Here is a 17,582-nt window from a genome sequence, read left to right as displayed (position 1 = left end):
CATGTCAGTTTGACGATGGCCATCGCGTCGATGTGACGTGAATCCCGGCACCGCGTCGTCGCATGGCGGTGTCGCGTTGTCGCGTTGTCCGTGCCGCCGTCCACAGGCCGCTGTCCGCTCCCGGGCGCATGTGCGAGCATGAAGAGACAAGCCAAGGGGAAGTCTCGGGCGGGCCCGGAATGAATCCGAGGCCGCGCCGGTTGCAACCGTCGGCAAGCAGTCTCCGTACTACCCGGGAGAGATGTAGATGTCCGTATCGGACGAGACCAGCACCGTCACCGACGGCATCATCCTGTCTGACGCCGCCGCGGCGAAGGTCAAGGCCCTGCTCGACCAGGAAGGCCGTGACGATCTGGCGCTGCGCGTCGCCGTTCAGCCCGGCGGCTGCTCCGGCCTGCGTTACCAGCTCTTCTTCGACGAGCGTTCCCTCGACGGTGATGTGGTCAAGGAGTTCGGCGGCGTCAAGGTCGTCACCGACCGCATGAGCGCCCCGTACCTGGGCGGCGCCTCCATCGACTTCGTGGACACCATCGAGAAGCAGGGCTTCACGATCGACAACCCGAACGCGACGGGCTCCTGCGCCTGCGGCGACTCCTTCAACTGAGCCCAGAGATCAACTGAGCCCAGAGATCAGCCAAGCCCGGCGATCGAGTGAAGGCGGTGGCCCCCTCCGACGGGGCCGCCGCCTTCACGCCTCTGTGCGGCAGGTCAGCGGGTGCCGGACGGCGCCGGCAGCCGGGCACCCGCCTTCTCCAGCGGGATCGCCTCGCCGTCCGCCCCCACGACCTTCCGGTCGCCCAGCGGCTCGTCCAGCCGGACGGTCTGCTGGTACTCCTTCGCGATCATGATGCAGGCCTGGTCCGCCCAGGGCTTCTCGGTCACCGTGACGGTCACCTTGTCGTCGTCCTCGGTCGCCGTCGTCTCGTAGTCGGCGCAGACCCCGCCGGTGAAGGCCACGGTCAGCTCGCTGCCCTCGGCCGTGTAGCCCTCCACCGTCACATCACGGGTGGCCGGCGCGGAGGTCGGTTCGTCGCCGGGCGAGGTCGGCAGCGTGCTGGGCTGCTCGCTCGGCGCGGTGGTCGTCGGCGCGGCCAGGTACTGCGGGTCGACCGCCGGATGCGTCACCGTGTAGGCGTCCTGGGCCCCCGGCGCCCGTACCTCGTACAGCCAGGACGGCACCAGCGCCGGCTGCCCGCCCACGGTGTGCGAGGCCAGCCCGAACACCGCCTTCTCGACGGCGATCGTCTGCTGCCGCGAGGCGCCGGTCTCCGACCCGCACGGCGCCTCCAGCCGGTCCTCCAGCGGTACGGGACTGGCGCAGCCGCCGATGCCCATCCGGTGGTCGGCCGCCGGTGCCGCGTTCATCAGCTCCAGCGTCTTCTCGGCGCTCAGGACGGGGTACGTGTCCCCCTTCACCGGCGCCGCCAGCTGGCCGCTGCCGCCCACCACTTCGCCGTCGGCGCCGATCGTCAGCCCGGTCGTCCAGCCGTACGTCGGCGCTCCGCCGACCAGCGGATCGGCGTTCACCACCCGCTGGGCGCCGATGACCTGGCTTGTGTCGATCTTGGCGTCGTCCTGTCCGACGGCCTTGAGGACCGGCGTGGCCGCCTCCTTCGCGACGTCGCTGCTCACCGGGTCGTCCGCGGGGCCGGCGGGATCCTTGGAGCAGACGGTGGTGCTCTGACAGTCATCGGTCCCGGGCGCGTACCGGTGGAACGTCCAGGTACCCGGCGCCGCCTTGTTCACCTGCAGGCTCGGCCCCGCCGCGTCCTGGGCGCCCACCTTCCAGGCCTGCCCCTCGGCGACCGGCGTCCCGTCCACGCCCAGCGCGGCGGCCAGCGCGGCGACCTCACCCTCGGCGACCTCGCCCTCCGCCGCCCGGTACACGGCCGCGGAGCCGGGCCCCTCCGGCAGCTCGCCCTCCGCCTTGTACGTCACCCCGTTCGGGTCGGGCTCGCCCGGCGCGACACCGGCGCTGCCCTCGGAGTACCCGTCGAGCGCGAGCGGCGGGGGAGTGCCGTCCCCGGCGGGGGTCCCGGACGACGTACGGCCGTCCGAACCGCCGGACGCGGTGGCGGCGAAGTACGCCCCACCACCACCGACGAGCAGTACAGCGGCGGCGACGGAGGCGATGGCTACGGGCGACCGCCTGCGAGGGGTCCGTTCCGCGCCGACCAGGTGGTGGAGGACGTGGGATGCGTCGGGTGTTTCGGCGCTGGGCGGTGTGGGGCGGAGGGCACCGGTGTCGGGTGCCCCCTCGTCGCGGGCTACGGCGTCGGGCCCTTCGGCGCGGGTCGCTTCCGCGTCAGATCCCCCGCCCCCAGAGCCGTCGCCCCCCACCAAGGCACCTTCACCCTCCGAGACGCTCGGCTCGTCTGGGGCCCCGTTTACCTCCCGGGCGCTCGGCTCGTCGGACGCGCCGCCCGTGCCCCGGGTTCCCGGTTCCTCGGAGGTGCCGCCTGTCTCCCGGGCGCCCCGCTCCTCGGGGGCGTCGCCCGTGCCCCGGGCCTCCGGTTCCTCGGAGGTGCCGCCTGTCTCCCGGGCGCCCCGCTCCTCGGGGGCGTCGCCCGTGCCCCGGGCCTCCGGTTCCTCGGAGGTGCCGCCCGTCCCAGAGCCGTCGCCCTCCACCAAAGCGCCTTCACCCTCCGAGACGCTCGGTTCGTCGGACGCGCCGCCCGTGCCTCGGGCCCCCGGTTCCTCGGGGGCGTCGCCTGTCTCCCGGGCGCTCGGCTCGGCGGGGACGCCCGTGCCCCGGGCCCCCGGTTCCTCGGAGGTGCCGCCCGTCTTCGGGTCCCCCGGTTCCTCGGGGGCGTCGCCCGTCTCCCGGGCGCCCCGCTCCTCCGAGGTGTCCCTCCCGGCGATGTCGTCGGCGTCCCGAGGCGTGTCGGTGGTGTTGGCGGCGCCGGTCTCGGCGTCGGGAGTGGCGGTTGCCGCCTCACCTTCGGCTCCGAGCCCCTCAGTACCGACGGCGCCCTTCTCCGCGCGTGCCTCCTCCGCGTCCTTGCCGGAGGCGCCCGCGTCGTCGTTGTCGGGTCGCTCGGTGTTCACCGCATCGCTCCTTTGCCCGCACAGCTGTCCCTGTTGACCCGGCCCTGCCAATTCGGCGCGGCCGATGGGTCGTATTCCGCGTCCCCTCCACGGGGGACAGCGATGGGACGCAGCGGGGGAGCGCGCGGTTCCCCTGACGGCGCTGAATCAGTCGCCGTAGTCCGACATCGCGTCCAGCAGCCGCGCGGACTTCTGCGGCACGCTCACCCCGTGAATCAGCGAGGGGGAGACGGGACGGGCGGCGCTCCGGTCGGGAGCCGCCCAGTGCGGAACCATCCGGGCGCAGTCACCGCGCAGCGACGCCAGGTCGCCTTCCAGATCGACCGGAGCCGGACTGCGAACCTCAAGTTTCGTCATAACGGCACCGTATGCACGCCCGACCCGTCGGAGAAAGATCTACTATCGGGTAGTTTTGGCCGCTTCAGCGTCACTCACCGACCCGGTAGCGTTGACTGTCAATCCGCCCGCCCGTGTCCCACCACCCCTCCGACACCCTTCCGAAGAGCGCTTACGCGCGCCCCTCCTAATTGCCGCAGGAGATTCCCAGCCGTGCGCATCGCAGTCACCGGCTCCATCGCCACCGACCACCTCATGACCTTCCCCGGCCGTTTCGCCGACCAGTTCGTCGCGGACCAACTGCACACGGTCTCGCTCTCCTTCCTGGTCGACAACCTCGACGTACGCCGGGGCGGAGTCGGCGCGAACATCGCCTTCGGCATGGGCCAGCTCGGCACCAGGCCGATCCTGGTCGGGGCCGCCGGCTTCGACTTCGACGACTACCGCGCCTGGCTCGGCCGGCACGGCGTCGACACCGACTCGGTCCGTATCTCCGAGACGCTGCACACCGCCCGCTTCGTGTGCACCACCGACGCCGACCACAACCAGATCGGCTCCTTCTACACCGGCGCGATGAGCGAGGCCCGCCTCATCGAGCTCAAGACCGTCGCGGACCGCGTCGACGGCCTCGACCTGGTCCTGATCGGCGCCGACGACCCGGAGGCGATGCTCCGCCACACCGAGGAGTGCCGCTCCCGGTCCATCCCGTTCGCCGCCGACTTCTCCCAGCAGATCGCCCGCATGGGCGGCGAGGAGATCCGGATACTGCTGGACGGCGCGACGTACCTCTTCTCGAACGAGTACGAAAAGGGCCTCATCGAGTCCAAGACCGGCTGGACCGACGCCGAGATCCTCGCCAAGGTCGGCACCCGCGTCACCACTCTCGGCTCGCGCGGCGTCCGTATCGAGCGCGTCGGCGAGGACCCGATCGAGGTCGGCTGCCCCGAGGAGGAGCGCAAGGCCGACCCCACCGGCGTCGGCGACGCCTTCCGCGCCGGCTTCCTCTCCGGCCTCGCCTGGGGCGTCTCCCCGGAGCGCGCCGCACAGGTCGGCTGCATGCTCGCCACACTGGTCATCGAGACCGTCGGCACCCAGGAGTACCAGCTGCGCCGGGCGCATTTCATGGACCGCTTCACCAAGGCGTACGGCCATGACGCCGCCGCCGAGGTCCAAAAGCACCTGGCCTAGCCACGCGGGGCCCTAAGGCGTGTTTCGAAAGTCCCGCCTGCCCCGCGGCATCTGGCACGCACTCCCCCAGAGGGGGCCCCAGCGGCGTTGCCGGAGCGCCCGAATAGCTCCGCTATCGGGCGCTCCGGCGCCTTGCGATCGCACGCTCCCCCACCCTCGAACCGCGCTTCGCACGGCTCGGGCGGGAGGGGCCCCCATCGCCGCCGCGGGGCCCGCCCTCCGGGCGGACGACGGGGCTTTCGGAACACGCCCTAGGAGACCCGGCGGACCAGATACGCGGTGCCACGGTCCGCCGGTTCTTCTCCCGCGTACTCCTGCCCCCGCATCTCGCACCACGCCGGAATGTCCAGCCGCGCGGCCTCGTCGTCCGACAGCACGCGCACCGTGCCGCCGACCGGCACGTCCCCGATGACCTTCGCCAGCTCGATGACGGGGATCGGGCACCGCTTGCCGAGCGCGTCCACGACCAGGACGTCCTCCCGCACGGCCGTCGTCGCGGGCGCCGGCGCCCCCAGCTTCTCCCGCACCGCCGCCACAGCCCCCGGCAACACCTCCAGGAACCTGTCGACATCCTGCGCCGGAGTCCCGAGCGGCAGTGATACCCGCACGTTTCCCTCACTCAGCACCCCCATCGCCCGCAGCACATGGCTGGGCGTCAGCGTGCTGCTCGTACAGGACGACCCGGACGACACCGAGAAACCTGCGCGGTCGAGTTCATGGAGCAGGGTCTCCCCATCGACATAGAGACAGGAGAAGGTGACGATCCCGGGCAGCCGTCGCACCGGATCCCCCACCACCTCCACATCGGGCACCGCCTCCGCCACCCGCCCCCGGATCCGCTCCGTCAACTCCCGCAGCCGCACCGCCTCCTGCGCGGCCTCCGCCCGCACCGCCCGCAACGAGGCCGCCGCCGCCACGATCCCCGGCAGATTCTCGAACCCCGCCGCCCGCCCCGACTCCCGCTCGTCCACCGGCCCTTGAGCGGCGAACCGCACCCCCTTGCGCACCGCGAGCAGCCCGACCCCAGAAGGCCCGCCCCATTTGTGCGCACTGGCGGTGAGCAGAGACCAGTCACCCCCGACCGGCCCCCACCCCAGCGACTGCGCCGCATCCACCAGCAACGGCACCCCGGCCTCCCGGCACAACTCGGCCACGGCGGCGACCGGCTGCTCCGTCCCCACCTCGTGGTTGGCCGACTGCAGACACGCCAGCGCGGTGTCGGGCCGGAGAGCGGCGGCGTACCCCTGGGCCGTCACCACGCCCGTCCGGTCCACGGCCACCCGCGTCACCGTCCCGCCGTCCGCCTCCTGCGCATCGGCCGAATGGAGCACCGAGGAATGTTCGACCGCCGACACGATCAGGTGACGCCCCACCCGCCGCCGCCCCGCCAACGCCCCCGCGATTCCCGAGTGCACGGCCCGCGTGCCGGATGAGGTGAACACCAGCTCGTCCGGCCGGCACCCCGCAGCCTCGGCGGCGGCCTCCCGAGCGGCGTCCAGCAGCATCCGGGCCCGCCGCCCCTCCCGGTACAGCCGCGCCGGATCGGCCCACCCTTCATCCAGAGAGGCCATCAGCGCCTGTCTGGCGACAGGATGAAGCGGAGCACCGGAAGCAGCGTCGAAGTAGGCCACACCTCAACGCTAAACGCCCGGTCACGGCAGCGCCCCAAAGGGGCGCGGGGCTGTGACATCAGCGGCTCCGCCGCGGGGCGCGACAAGCCACGGACAAACCGCACCCGCCAAACAAGCGAACCCCCCGAGTCAGTAGGCCCCCCTCCCCGCGAACCCTCGGAGAGCGTCGGCTAGGGTTTGGTCCGCATAAACATCCAAACCCCTGCCCGACGCAGGGCGGCGACCGACCAGCGAGAATGTCAGGCCGCAGCCGAACCGCGCGGGCGAGACTCTCGGGAAGGCGCTACGTGAGTCCCAACGGCTCCGACCTCCCCCACGCCCCGGGGGGCGCGGGCGGTACCCCCACGCCGCGGCGCCCGATGCGGCGGAAGCTGCTGCAGGCACTGACCGCGGGCTTGGTCCTGGCGACTGCGACCGGTTGCACATACGAGGACTTCCCCCGCCTTGGTATGCCCACCCCCACCACCGAAGAGGCTCCGCGGATCCTCTCCCTGTGGCAGGGATCCTGGGCGGCCGCGCTCGCCACCGGCGTGCTGGTCTGGGGCCTGATCCTGTGGAGCACCTTCTTCCACCGGCGCAGCCGCACCAAGGTCGAGGTCCCTCCGCAGACTCGGTACAACATGCCGATCGAGGCCCTGTACACGGTGGTTCCGCTCATCATCGTCTCGGTCCTCTTCTACTTCACGGCCCGCGACGAGTCCGAGCTCCTCAGCCTTGAGAAGGAGCCGGACGTCACCGTCAACGTGGTCGGCTTCCAGTGGAGCTGGGGCTTCAACTACATCGAGAACGTCGACGGTTCCACCGGCGACGCGAAGACCGACAAGAACCTGGACGCGATCCCCGACCGGTACAGGGACGAGTTCCCGGCGAACGCCGGCGGTGTCTACGACGTCGGCACGCCCGGCACCCGCAACCCGCAGACCGGCAACCCGGGGCCGACCCTGTGGCTTCCCAAGGGCAAGACGGTCCGCTTCGTCCTCACCTCGCGGGACGTCATCCACTCCTTCTGGGTGGTGCCGTTCCTCATGAAGCAGGACGTCATCCCGGGCCACACCAACTCCTTCCAGGTGACCCCCAACAAGGAGGGCACCTTCCTGGGCAAGTGCGCCGAACTGTGCGGCGTCGACCACTCCCGGATGCTGTTCAACGTGAAGGTCGTCTCCCCCGAGCGCTACGAGCAGCACCTCAAGGACCTCGCCAAGAAGGGGCAGACCGGTTACGTTCCCGCCGGCATCGCGCAGACGAGCCACGAGAAGAACCGGGAGACGAACAACCTGTGAGCATCCTCAACGAACCCCAGGGTGCCGCCGCAGCGGAGTCCCACTACACGGACGAGCTGCCGGTCAGGCGCAAGCAGCCCGGCAACGTCGTGATCAAGTGGCTCACCACCACTGACCACAAGACGATCGGAACGCTCTACCTCGTCACGTCCTTCGCGTTCTTCTGCATCGGTGGCGTGATGGCGCTCTTCATGCGCGCCGAGCTGGCCCGTCCGGGCCTGCAGATCATGTCGAACGAGCAGTTCAATCAGGCGTTCACGATGCACGGCACGATCATGCTGCTGATGTTCGCGACGCCGCTCTTCGCCGGTTTCACGAACTGGATCATGCCGCTGCAGATCGGAGCGCCCGACGTGGCGTTCCCGCGGCTGAACATGTTCGCCTACTGGCTCTACCTCTTCGGCTCGCTGATCGCGGTGGGCGGCTTCCTCACCCCGCAGGGCGCGGCCGACTTCGGCTGGTTCGCCTACTCCCCGCTGTCGGACGCGGTCCGTTCGCCGGGCGTCGGCGCCGACCTGTGGATCATGGGCCTGGCCTTCTCCGGCTTCGGCACCATCCTCGGCGCGGTCAACTTCATCACCACCATCATCTGCATGCGCGCGCCGGGCATGACCATGTTCCGCATGCCGATCTTCTGCTGGAACGTGCTGCTCACCGCGGTCCTGGTGCTGCTGGCCTTCCCGGTCCTGGCGGCCGCGCTGTTCGCCCTGGAGGCGGACCGTAAATTCGGGGCGCATATCTTCGACTCCGCCAATGGCGGAGCCTTGCTATGGCAACACCTCTTCTGGTTCTTCGGCCATCCAGAGGTGTACATCATCGCGCTACCGTTCTTCGGCATCATCTCCGAAGTCATCCCGGTCTTCTCCCGCAAGCCGATGTTCGGCTACATGGGTCTGATCGGCGCGACCATCGCGATCGCGGGTCTGTCCGTGACGGTGTGGGCCCACCACATGTACGTCACCGGCGGAGTGCTGCTTCCGTTCTTCTCCTTCATGACGTTCCTCATCGCCGTACCGACAGGCGTGAAGTTCTTCAACTGGATCGGAACGATGTGGAAGGGCTCCTTGTCCTTCGAGACACCGATGCTCTGGGCGGTCGGCTTCCTGATCACCTTCACCTTCGGTGGTCTGACCGGTGTCATCCTGGCCTCGCCGCCGATGGACTTCCACGTCTCCGACTCGTACTTCGTGGTGGCGCACTTCCACTACGTCGTCTTCGGCACCGTCGTCTTCGCGATGTTCTCCGGCTTCCACTTCTGGTGGCCGAAGATGACCGGCAAGATGCTCGACGAGCGACTCGGCAAGATCACGTTCTGGACGCTGTTCACCGGCTTCCACGGCACCTTCCTGGTCCAGCACTGGCTCGGTGCCGAGGGCATGCCGCGCCGGTACGCCGACTACCTCGCGGCCGACGGCTTCACCGCCCTGAACACGATCTCGACGATCAGCTCCTTCGTGCTCGGCCTGTCGATCCTGCCGTTCTTCTACAACGTGTGGAAGACCGCCAAGTACGGCAAGAAGGTCGAGGTCGACGACCCGTGGGGCTACGGCCGCTCCCTGGAGTGGGCGACCTCCTGCCCGCCGCCGCGGCACAACTTCCTCACCCTGCCGCGGATCCGCAGCGAATCCCCGGCGTTCGACCTGCACCACCCCGAGATCGCCGCGCTCGACCAGCTTGAGAACGCGCCTCACGGTGAGAAGGCTCTCGCGGGCGGCAAGGAGGCCGGCAAGTGAAGATCCAGGGCACGATGTTCATGTGGCTGAGCGTCTTCGTCCTCGCCATGGCGGTCGTCTACGGCGTGTGGTCGAAGGAGCCGGCCGGCACCACGGCCCTCTTCCTGGCCTTCGGCCTGTGCATCATGATCGGCTTCTACCTGGGCTTCACCGCCCGGCGGGTCGACGCGGGTGCCCAGGACAACAAGCAGGCGGACGTCGCGGACGACGCCGGCGAGGTCGGGTTCTTCAGCCCGCACAGCTGGCAGCCGCTGGCCCTCGCGGTCGGCGGTGCGCTCGCCTTCCTGTCGGTAGCGATCGGCTGGTGGCTGTTGTACTTCTCGGCGCCGCTGATCCTGATGGGCCTGTGGGGCTGGGTCTTCGAGTACTACCGCGGTGAGAACCGCACCCAGTAGCACACGCCGAACGCTCCGGGGCCCGGACACTCCGTCAAGGAGGTCCGGGCTCCTCCTTTTGCCGTAACCGCATTCCCCCGTACGCGTCACCCAGCGCGCCGCGGTTGACGAAGGTTCCTAGCGTGAAGCCATGGACACCAAACCCCGCACCCGCACCGTCGTCGGCTGCACGCTGCTGGTGATGGCCCTCGGCGCGGGCGTCACCGGCTGCGGCGGCGACGGCAACCCGCTGTCCGCCGCGCCGTACGACGCGGCGGACCAGATCGCCTTCAACGGCCCCTCCAAGGGCGGGAAGAAGGCCGACCCGGACAAGCCCCTGGAGGTCACGGCAGAGGGCTCCGACGGGCGCATCACGGATGTCACGGCCCGGGACGGCAGAGGCAGGTTCGTGGCCGGCGAACTCTCCGCCGACGGCTCCCGCTGGCACAGCACCTCACCGCTGGCTGCCAACGCCCACTACACCGTCCGGGTGAGCACGGAGGACGAGGACGGGGCGCCCGGCCGCAAGGTCCTCAGCTTCGACACCGGCAAGCCCCTCTCCAAGAAGCGACTGAAGGTGGAGTTCGGGCCGCAGGCGGGCACGTACGGCGTGGGCCAGCCCATCACGGCCGAACTCGACCAGCCCGTCAAACTCAAGGCCCAGCGCGCCATCATCGAACGGGCACTCAAGGTCGAGTCCACGCCCGCGGCGGAGGGCGCCTGGCACTGGGTGGACGACCAGAACCTCCACTACCGCCCCAAGGAGTACTGGCCCACCCGCGCCACCATCCGGGTCCGCAGCACCCTGGAGGGCATCAAGATCAGCGACCGCCTGTGGGGCGGTGAGACGAAGCCGCTGAAACTCACCACGGGCGACCGGGTCATCGCCGTCACGGACGCCTCGTCCCACTCCATGACGGTCTACAAGAACGGCGAGGCGATCAACGAGATCCCCGTCACCACCGGCAAGCCCGGCTTCGAGACCCGCAACGGGGTCAAGGTCGTACTCGGCAAGGAGTACTTCGTACGCATGCGCGGCACCAGCATCGGTATCGCCGAGGGCTCCTCGGAGTCGTACGACCTGCCCGTCTACTGGGCGACCCGCGTCACCTGGAGCGGCGAGTACGTCCACGCCGCCCCCTGGTCCGTCGGCTCCCAGGGCTACGCCAACGTCAGCCACGGCTGCACCGGCATGAGCACCGGTAACGCCGCCTGGTTCTTCGAGAACGTCCGCGAGGGCGACCTCGTCGAGGTCGTCAACTCCAACGGCGACACCATGGAACCCTTCGGCAACGGCTTCGGCGACTGGAACCTGGAGTGGAAGAACTGGCGCGGGGGCAGCGCCCTGGTGAAGGGCAACCCGGAGGGCCCGGGCCCGGAGGACGCGGCAAGACTGCGACCCACGGCTGTGTGAGGCGCCCCTTCAGCCCTCAGGCGCTCAGGGCCTTGCTGTCCCGCAGCAAGGAAGCCAGCGCTGCCGCGAACTCCACCGGATCCACCGGCAACGTCACCGCCGCGTCCGCCCGGCTCCACGTGGCCAGCCACGCATCCTGCGGACGCCCGATCAACACGAGCACCGGCGGGCAGTCGAACACCTCGTCCTTGATCTGACGGCAGACCCCCATGCCCCCCATCGGCACGGCCTCACCGTCGAGAACACAGACATCGATGCCCCCCTTGTCCAACTCGGCGATCACCGCCGCAGGCGTGGCGCACTCCAGGAACTCGACCAGGGGCACGTCAGGAGCCGGCCGCCGGCCGGTGGCCAACCGCACCTGCTCGCGGGTGTTGGAGTCGTCGCTGTAGACCAGCACCGTGGCGGTCGGCTGCATGGTTCCTCCGTGACATCAGCGTCGTAAGGATCAGGCCCGTTGCGCCGGATGCTACTCCCTTCAACACCACGTCAACACCGGTATGGCAGGCAGAGACACTCCGAACGGCACCCCCGGAGTGAGGGCGGGATAAGCGACCGACATAATGTCGGTCGTGGCGACAGCAACGACAGTAGACAAGGGTCACGCGCACCCGTCGGTCAACCGGCCGAACCTCACCAGCGTCGGAACCATCATCTGGCTGAGTTCCGAGCTGATGTTCTTCGCGGCCCTCTTCGCGATGTACTTCACCCTGCGATCGGTGACGGGTCCCGATCACTGGAAGGAGATGGCCGAGAGCCTGAACTTCCCGTTCTCGGCGACGAACACCACGATCCTGGTGCTCTCCTCCTTCACCTGCCAGCTCGGCGTGTTCGCCGCCGAGCGCGGTGACGTGAAGAAGCTCCGGGGCTGGTTCATCGTCACCTTCGTCATGGGTGCGATCTTCATCGGCGGCCAGGTCTTCGAGTACACCGAGCTGGTGAAGAAGGACGGGCTCTCGCTCTCCTCGGACCCGTACGGCTCGGCGTTCTACCTGACCACCGGCTTCCACGGCCTGCACGTGACGGGTGGCCTCATCGCCTTCCTGTTCGTCCTCGGCCGCACCTACGCGGCCAGGAGGTTCACTCACGAGCAGGCGACCGCCGCCATCGTCGTGTCCTACTACTGGCACTTCGTCGATGTCGTCTGGATCGGCCTCTTCGCCACGATCTACATGATCAAGTAGCCGGGCCGCGTTCCCCCACCCTTTTCCAGAAGCATCGACGCAGAAGATCCTGACACCGGGGTAATCCGTGAAAAAGCTCTCCGCACGACGACGCCATCCGCTGGCTGCTGTCGTCGTCCTACTCCTCGCGCTGGCATGCACCGGGGGGCTGTACGCCGTGTTCGCGCCCGCGGACAAGGCGCAGGCCGATGACACCGCCCAGTCCCTCGCCATCGACGAAGGCAAGAAGCTCTACGCCGTCGGCTGCGCCAGCTGCCACGGCACCGGCGGTCAGGGCACCTCCGACGGTCCGAGCCTCGTGGGCGTGGGCTCCGCGGCCGTCGACTTCCAGGTGGGCACCGGCCGTATGCCGGCCCAGCAGCCGGGCGCGCAGGTGCCGAAGAAGAAGGTCGTCTACTCGCAGGCCGAGATCGACCAGCTCGCCGCGTACATCTCCTCGCTGGGCGCCGGTCCGACCGTGCCGACCGAGCAGCAGTACAGCCCGGAGGGCGCCGACATCGCCGAGGGCGGTGAGCTGTTCCGCACCAACTGCGCGCAGTGCCACAACTTCACCGGCAAGGGCGGGGCCCTGACGAACGGCAAGTCCGCGCCCTCCCTTGAGGACGTCGACCCGAAGCACATCTACGAGGCCATGCAGACCGGCCCGCAGAACATGCCCTCGTTCCCCGACACCACGCTGTCGGAGCAGAACAAGAAGGACATCATCGCGTACCTCGACGCGGTCAACAGCGACGACACCGAGAGCCCCGGCGGCCTCGAACTGGGCGGACTCGGTCCGGTCAGCGAGGGCCTGTTCGCGTGGGTCTTCGGACTCGGCGCGCTGATCGCGGTCGCCGTCTGGGTCGCCGCTCGGACCGCAAAGGCCAAGAAGTCATGAGTAGCCAAGACATTCCAGAAGAGAACCTGCCCGCTGAGCAGGACACGCACGGTGCGGTAGCCGTCGCGGACGACAAGGACCCGTTCGCGGACCCCGGTCTGCCGCCCCACGAGCACCGGGTGCAGGACATCGACGAGCGGGCCGCCAAGCGGTCCGAGCGCACGGTGGCCCTGCTGTTCACGGTGTCGATGCTGGCCACCGTCGGCTTCATCGCCTCGTATGTGACGATCCCCGCCGACGAGTCGGTCTACATCTTCCCGCTGGGCCACATCAGCGGGCTGAACTTCGCGCTGGGCATGACGCTCGGCCTCGCCCTCTTCGCCATCGGCGCCGGCGCGGTCCACTGGGCCCGCACGCTGATGTCGGACGAGGAGCTGACCGACGAGCGGCACCCGATCGAGGCGGAGCCCGAGGTCAAGGCCAAGGTCATGGCCGACTTCCAGCAGGGCGCCAAGGAGTCGGCGCTCGGCCGCCGCAAGCTGATCCGCAACACGATGCTCGGCGCGCTGGCCCTGGTCCCGCTCTCCGGTGTCGTCCTGCTGCGCGACCTCGGCCCGCTGCCCGGGACCAAGCTCCGCCACACCAGCTGGCGCCGGGGCCTGCTCCTGGTCAACCAGAACACGAACGAGCCGCTGCGTCCCTCCGACGTCGCCGTCGGTTCGCTCACCTTCGCCAAGCCCGAGGGCCTGGAGGAGCACGATGAGGACTTCCAGCAGAACATCGCCAAGGACGCCCTGATGATCGTCCGGCTCCAGCCGGACGACATCAAGGACAGGCGCGAGCTGGAGTGGTCCCACGAGGGCATCGTGGCGTACTCGAAGATCTGCACCCACGTCGGCTGCCCGATCTCCCTGTACGAGCAGCAGACGCACCACGTGCTCTGCCCCTGCCACCAGTCCACCTTCGACCTCTCCGACGGTGCCCGCGTGATCTTCGGTCCCGCCGGTCACGCCCTGCCGCAGCTGCGCATCGGTGTGAACGACGAGGGCTACCTTCAGGCGCTCGGCGACTTCGACGAGCCCGTCGGTCCTGCATTCTGGGAGCGCGGATGAGCACTAACGAGAAGAACGAGTCCCGCGACCGCGGGAAGGCACCGTCCGGCGAGCGCGTCGCCGACTGGGCCGACGGCCGGCTGGGGATCTACTCCCTCGCCAAGGCCAACATGCGCAAGATCTTCCCCGACCACTGGTCGTTCATGCTGGGCGAGATCTGCCTCTACAGCTTCATCATCATCATCCTCACGGGTGTCTATCTGACGCTGTTCTTCCACCCGTCGATGAACGAGGTGGAGTACCACGGCAGTTACGTCCCGCTGCAGGGCCAGCTGATGTCGGAGGCGTTCAGCTCCACGCTGCACATCTCCTTCGACGTCCGCGGCGGTCTGCTCATCCGGCAGATCCACCACTGGGCGGCGCTGGTCTTCCTGGCCGGCATGTTCGTGCACATGATGCGGGTGTTCTTCACGGGCGCGTTCCGCAAGCCGCGTGAGGTCAACTGGCTGTTCGGCTTCCTGCTGTTCGTCCTGGGCATGTTCACCGGTTTCACCGGCTACTCGCTCCCGGACGACCTGCTGTCCGGCACCGGTGTCCGCTTCATGGAGGGCGCGATCCTGTCCGTGCCGATCGTCGGCACGTATCTGTCGTTCTTCCTCTTCGGCGGGGAGTTCCCGGGCGGCGACTTCGTGGCCCGCTTCTACTCGATCCACATCCTGCTGCTGCCGGGCATCATGCTCGGCCTGGTGGTCGGCCACCTGATCCTGGTCTTCTACCACAAGCACACGCAGTTCGCGGGTCCCGGCCGGACCAACAAGAACGTCGTCGGCATGCCGCTGATGCCGGTCTACATGGCCAAGGCCGGAGGCTTCTTCTTCCTGGTCTTCGGTGTCATCGCCGCCGTCTCGGCGATCGCCACGATCAACCCGATCTGGGCCATGGGCCCCTACCGTCCGGACCAGGTGTCGACCGGCGCCCAGCCCGACTGGTACATGGGCTTCTCCGAGGGCCTGATCCGTGTGATGCCTGGCTGGGAGGTCAACTTCTGGGGTCACACGCTCGTCCTGGGCGTGTTCATCCCGCTGATGATCTTCCCGCTGGTCCTGGTCGCGATCGCGGTCTACCCGTTCATCGAGTCCTGGGTCACCGGCGACAAGCGCGAGCACCACATCCTGGACCGCCCGCGCAACGCGCCGACCCGTACGGCCTTCGGCGTCGCCTGGATGACCTGGTACTTCGTGCTGCTGATCGGTGGTGGAAACGACCTCTGGGCGACCCACTTCCACCTGTCGATCAACTCCATCACCTGGTTCGTCCGGATCGCGTTCTTCGTCGCCCCGGTGGTCGCGTTCATCGTCACCAAGCGGATCTGCCTCGGCCTCCAGCGCCGGGACAAGGACAAGGTGCTGCACGGCCGCGAGTCGGGCATCATCAAGCGCCTGCCGCACGGCGAGTTCATCGAGGTGCACGAGCCGCTCAGCCAGGACGCGCTGTACACCCTCACCGCGCACGAGCAGTACGAGCCGGCCGAGATCGGCCCGACGGTCGACGAGAACGGTGTCGAGCGGAAGGTGAAGGGCTCCGAGAAGCTGCGCGCCAGGCTCAGCAAGGCGTACTACGGCGAGGAGAGCCAGATCCCCAAGCCGTCCGTCGAGGAGTACAAGGAGATCACGAGCGGCCACGGCCACCACTGATCGCTGCGCTCGCCACGCGCGGTAAAGGGCCCCGTCCGATCACCGGACGCTGTTGGTTAATTCGGGCCCTGTTGCTTCGCCCCGTCGACTTGGTCGGCGGGGCGAAGTGCTGCGAAGTGGCTGGTGCGGGTGCGGGCTCGTGGTGTGCCGGTGAGGTGGGCGTCGATGCGGGTGAGGTTGATGGCGGCGCCTGTGAGCTGGTGCTGGAGACTGGTCTTTGCCAGGCCCCGGTAGCGGGATCTGCGCAGGCCGCAGCGCTGGAGGCCTTGAGAAATGGTGCCCTCGACCCCGGCACGGATCTTGTAGCGTTCCTTCCACACGTCGGTCTGCTGCTCGGTCCGGGCGGCCTGGACGGCTTCATGTTCGGCGCGGTGGCGCAGGGTGATCTCCCGGCGTTCGGCCTTCGGTGAGCTGACGCAGTCACGCAGGTGGGTGCAGGTGCGGCAGTCGGCCGGGTTGAAACGAACCCGGATGACGGGTTGGCCGTGCTGCGAGTGCCGGTGGTGCCACTGCGTGCTGGTAATACCGTCCGGGCAGGTCACCTGCTGTTTGTCCCAGTCGATGGTGAAGGCGTCCTGTCCGTAGGGGCCGTCCTTCTGGGCCGTGGTGTTGGCCGCCATCGGGCCGTGCAGAGCGATGCCGTGTTCGCTGCGGGCGGCCACGACCTGGGCGGCGTTGGGGTAGCCGGCATCGACCCAGTGTTCGCCGGGCAGGCAGTCCCGTTCGGCGAGGGAGGCGTGGATCGGGCCGGCCATCACGCTGTCCGGGACGGTGGCGTCGGTGGTGGCCACGTTTGTGATCAGGTTCGGGGTGTCCGGCTCGCAGGTCTCGGTGAGATGGGCCTTGTATCCGTCCCACAGGATGTCGCGTTTCTTGCTGCCCCTCGCCTCGGGGTCATAGGGCGTGACCAGGCGCGTCGCGCCCGGCGGGCGGTCTTTTGGGTCCCGCCGCCGCACCTCGCCCCCGGTCAGGTGGAAGTGCTGAACCCACATCTGCCGCAGAATCTGGACCGGCTCCAGCTCCCGCAGCCCGGCCGGCGCCCGGGGCGAGAAGACGGCCTCAAGCAGTCGCATCCCGTCAGCCCCGATCCGCCTGCCGACCTCCTCCCGTCCGACCTGGCCCTTGGGGAACCGGGAGTCCTCGGCCCGGGTGGCGTAATGCCTGAACCACTCTGGTTCGGCAACCTCCACCAGCCAGTCGGGGGCAGCCTGCGCGAGCGTGTTCAACGCCGAACGGAGCGTCTCCGCCACCATCTCCAGCCAGCACAGCTCCCGTGCCGCGGACTGAACATGCGTGGAGTCGGTCCTGGCCCGGCCTGCCGTCTTCAGCAGTCCTTTCTCCCGGGCCGCGGCCAGGATGCCGTCCAGCACCCGCCTGCCCGCCTCCGCCTCGATGAGGCGGTCGCGGAACTCCGACAACACCGAGAAGTCGAAGCCCGGATCAGTCAGTTCCAGCGCGAGGGCGTACTTGAAGTCGATCCTCGCCCGCACCGCCTCGGCGGCCTGCCGGTCGGTGAGACCCTCGACGAACTGCAACACCAGCACCAACGCCAGCCGCCCCGGTGACCAGGCAGGCTTCCCCCGCGCAGGGAAGAGATCCGCGAACTCCTCGTCGGTGAACAACGGTCCCAGCTCGTCCCGGACGCGGATCGCCAGGCTCCCCTTCGGGAACGCGGCCCGCGCCACCCGCACCGTCTCCACCGGAATCTCGCCCGGCCCGCTCGGCTGCATAGACATCGACACCCACCCCATACGACAACGTCGGCTCCCAAGACCACAACCGGGTCTTGGGAGCCGACGTCACGCACGGGCCCGAATTAACCAACAGCGTC

The 17,582-nt window shown here is 68.9% G+C and carries 15 protein-coding genes; 10 read left to right on the top strand and 5 right to left on the bottom strand.

The window, feature by feature from the left end; genetic code table 11:
• Window positions 1-247 precede the first annotated feature (247 nt).
• A complete protein-coding gene (locus GFH49_RS07445) occupies window positions 248-604 on the top strand; it encodes an iron-sulfur cluster assembly accessory protein (RefSeq protein ID WP_155054986.1) in 357 nt (118 codons plus the stop codon).
• A 104-nt stretch (window positions 605-708) separates the two neighbouring features.
• On the opposite strand, the gene GFH49_RS07440 is transcribed toward GFH49_RS07445, so the two are convergent.
• Window positions 709-3,048, bottom strand: coding sequence for a hypothetical protein (locus GFH49_RS07440; RefSeq protein ID WP_408055886.1), 2,340 nt, complete (start codon window positions 3,046-3,048; stop codon window positions 709-711).
• A 147-nt stretch (window positions 3,049-3,195) separates the two neighbouring features.
• The gene (locus GFH49_RS07435; RefSeq protein WP_155054985.1) at window positions 3,196-3,405 is read right to left on the bottom strand and encodes a hypothetical protein; all 210 of its coding nucleotides are present in this window, start codon (window positions 3,403-3,405) and stop codon (window positions 3,196-3,198) included.
• Window positions 3,406-3,597: 192 nt separating this feature from the next.
• On the opposite strand from GFH49_RS07435, the gene GFH49_RS07430 reads away from it, so the two are divergent.
• Window positions 3,598-4,572 (top strand): carbohydrate kinase family protein, encoded by a 975-nt coding sequence (locus tag GFH49_RS07430; RefSeq protein WP_155054984.1) that lies wholly within the window; start codon window positions 3,598-3,600, stop codon window positions 4,570-4,572.
• 251 nt (window positions 4,573-4,823) lie between these two features.
• On the opposite strand, the gene GFH49_RS07425 is transcribed toward GFH49_RS07430, so the two are convergent.
• Window positions 4,824-6,203 carry a cysteine desulfurase/sulfurtransferase TusA family protein gene (locus GFH49_RS07425; RefSeq protein WP_155054983.1) on the bottom strand — a complete coding sequence of 460 codons (1,380 nt, stop codon included), beginning with the start codon at window positions 6,201-6,203 and terminating at the stop codon, window positions 4,824-4,826.
• A 287-nt stretch (window positions 6,204-6,490) separates the two neighbouring features.
• Between GFH49_RS07425 and ctaC the strand changes: the two genes are divergently transcribed.
• From ctaC to GFH49_RS07405, 4 genes are all read left to right on the top strand, one after another.
• Entirely contained in the window at window positions 6,491-7,483 is a 993-nt protein-coding gene (gene ctaC / locus GFH49_RS07420) for an aa3-type cytochrome oxidase subunit II (protein WP_408055885.1), read from the top strand.
• Window positions 7,480-9,216 carry an aa3-type cytochrome oxidase subunit I gene (gene ctaD, locus GFH49_RS07415; protein ID WP_155054982.1) on the top strand — a complete coding sequence of 579 codons (1,737 nt, stop codon included), beginning with the start codon at window positions 7,480-7,482 and terminating at the stop codon, window positions 9,214-9,216. Before ctaC ends, ctaD begins: the two co-directional genes overlap by 4 nt.
• The gene (locus tag GFH49_RS07410) at window positions 9,213-9,611 is read left to right on the top strand and encodes a cytochrome c oxidase subunit 4 (protein WP_155054981.1); all 399 of its coding nucleotides are present in this window, start codon (window positions 9,213-9,215) and stop codon (window positions 9,609-9,611) included. The genes ctaD and GFH49_RS07410 overlap by 4 nt, the downstream gene beginning before the upstream one ends.
• 130 nt (window positions 9,612-9,741) lie before the next feature.
• Window positions 9,742-11,004 carry a L,D-transpeptidase gene (locus tag GFH49_RS07405; protein WP_155054980.1) on the top strand — a complete coding sequence of 421 codons (1,263 nt, stop codon included), beginning with the start codon at window positions 9,742-9,744 and terminating at the stop codon, window positions 11,002-11,004.
• 16 nt (window positions 11,005-11,020) lie between these two features.
• Here GFH49_RS07405 and GFH49_RS07400 read toward each other — a convergent pair whose 3' ends face one another.
• Window positions 11,021-11,422, bottom strand: coding sequence for a response regulator (locus GFH49_RS07400; RefSeq protein WP_155054979.1), 402 nt, complete (start codon window positions 11,420-11,422; stop codon window positions 11,021-11,023).
• A 145-nt stretch (window positions 11,423-11,567) separates the two neighbouring features.
• On the opposite strand from GFH49_RS07400, the gene ctaE reads away from it, so the two are divergent.
• The 4 genes from ctaE (at window position 11,568) to qcrB (ending at window position 15,751) form a co-directional block, all read left to right on the top strand.
• A complete protein-coding gene (ctaE, locus tag GFH49_RS07395) occupies window positions 11,568-12,188 on the top strand; it encodes an aa3-type cytochrome oxidase subunit III (RefSeq protein ID WP_155054978.1) in 621 nt (206 codons plus the stop codon).
• 67 nt (window positions 12,189-12,255) lie between these two features.
• Entirely contained in the window at window positions 12,256-13,065 is an 810-nt protein-coding gene (gene qcrC, locus GFH49_RS07390; protein ID WP_155054977.1) for a cytochrome bc1 complex diheme cytochrome c subunit, read from the top strand.
• Window positions 13,062-14,117: a cytochrome bc1 complex Rieske iron-sulfur subunit gene (qcrA, locus tag GFH49_RS07385; RefSeq protein WP_155054976.1), complete on the top strand. Its 1,056-nt coding sequence runs from the start codon at window positions 13,062-13,064 to the stop codon at window positions 14,115-14,117. The genes qcrC and qcrA overlap by 4 nt, the downstream gene beginning before the upstream one ends.
• Window positions 14,114-15,751, top strand: a complete 1,638-nt coding sequence (gene qcrB / locus GFH49_RS07380) for a cytochrome bc1 complex cytochrome b subunit (RefSeq protein WP_155054975.1) — start codon at window positions 14,114-14,116, stop codon at window positions 15,749-15,751. Before qcrA ends, qcrB begins: the two co-directional genes overlap by 4 nt.
• 56 nt (window positions 15,752-15,807) lie before the next feature.
• Here the strand turns inward: qcrB and GFH49_RS07375 are convergent, their stop codons facing one another.
• Window positions 15,808-17,487, bottom strand: coding sequence for an IS1182 family transposase (locus tag GFH49_RS07375; RefSeq protein WP_155054089.1), 1,680 nt, complete (start codon window positions 17,485-17,487; stop codon window positions 15,808-15,810).
• Between the last annotated feature and the right edge of the window lie 95 nt (window positions 17,488-17,582).

The sequence above is a fragment of the Streptomyces blattellae genome (genome assembly GCF_009709555.1).
Classification (GTDB): Bacteria; Actinomycetota; Actinomycetes; order Streptomycetales; family Streptomycetaceae; genus Streptomyces; species Streptomyces blattellae.
This window is presented reverse-complemented; position numbering and strand designations above follow the sequence as displayed.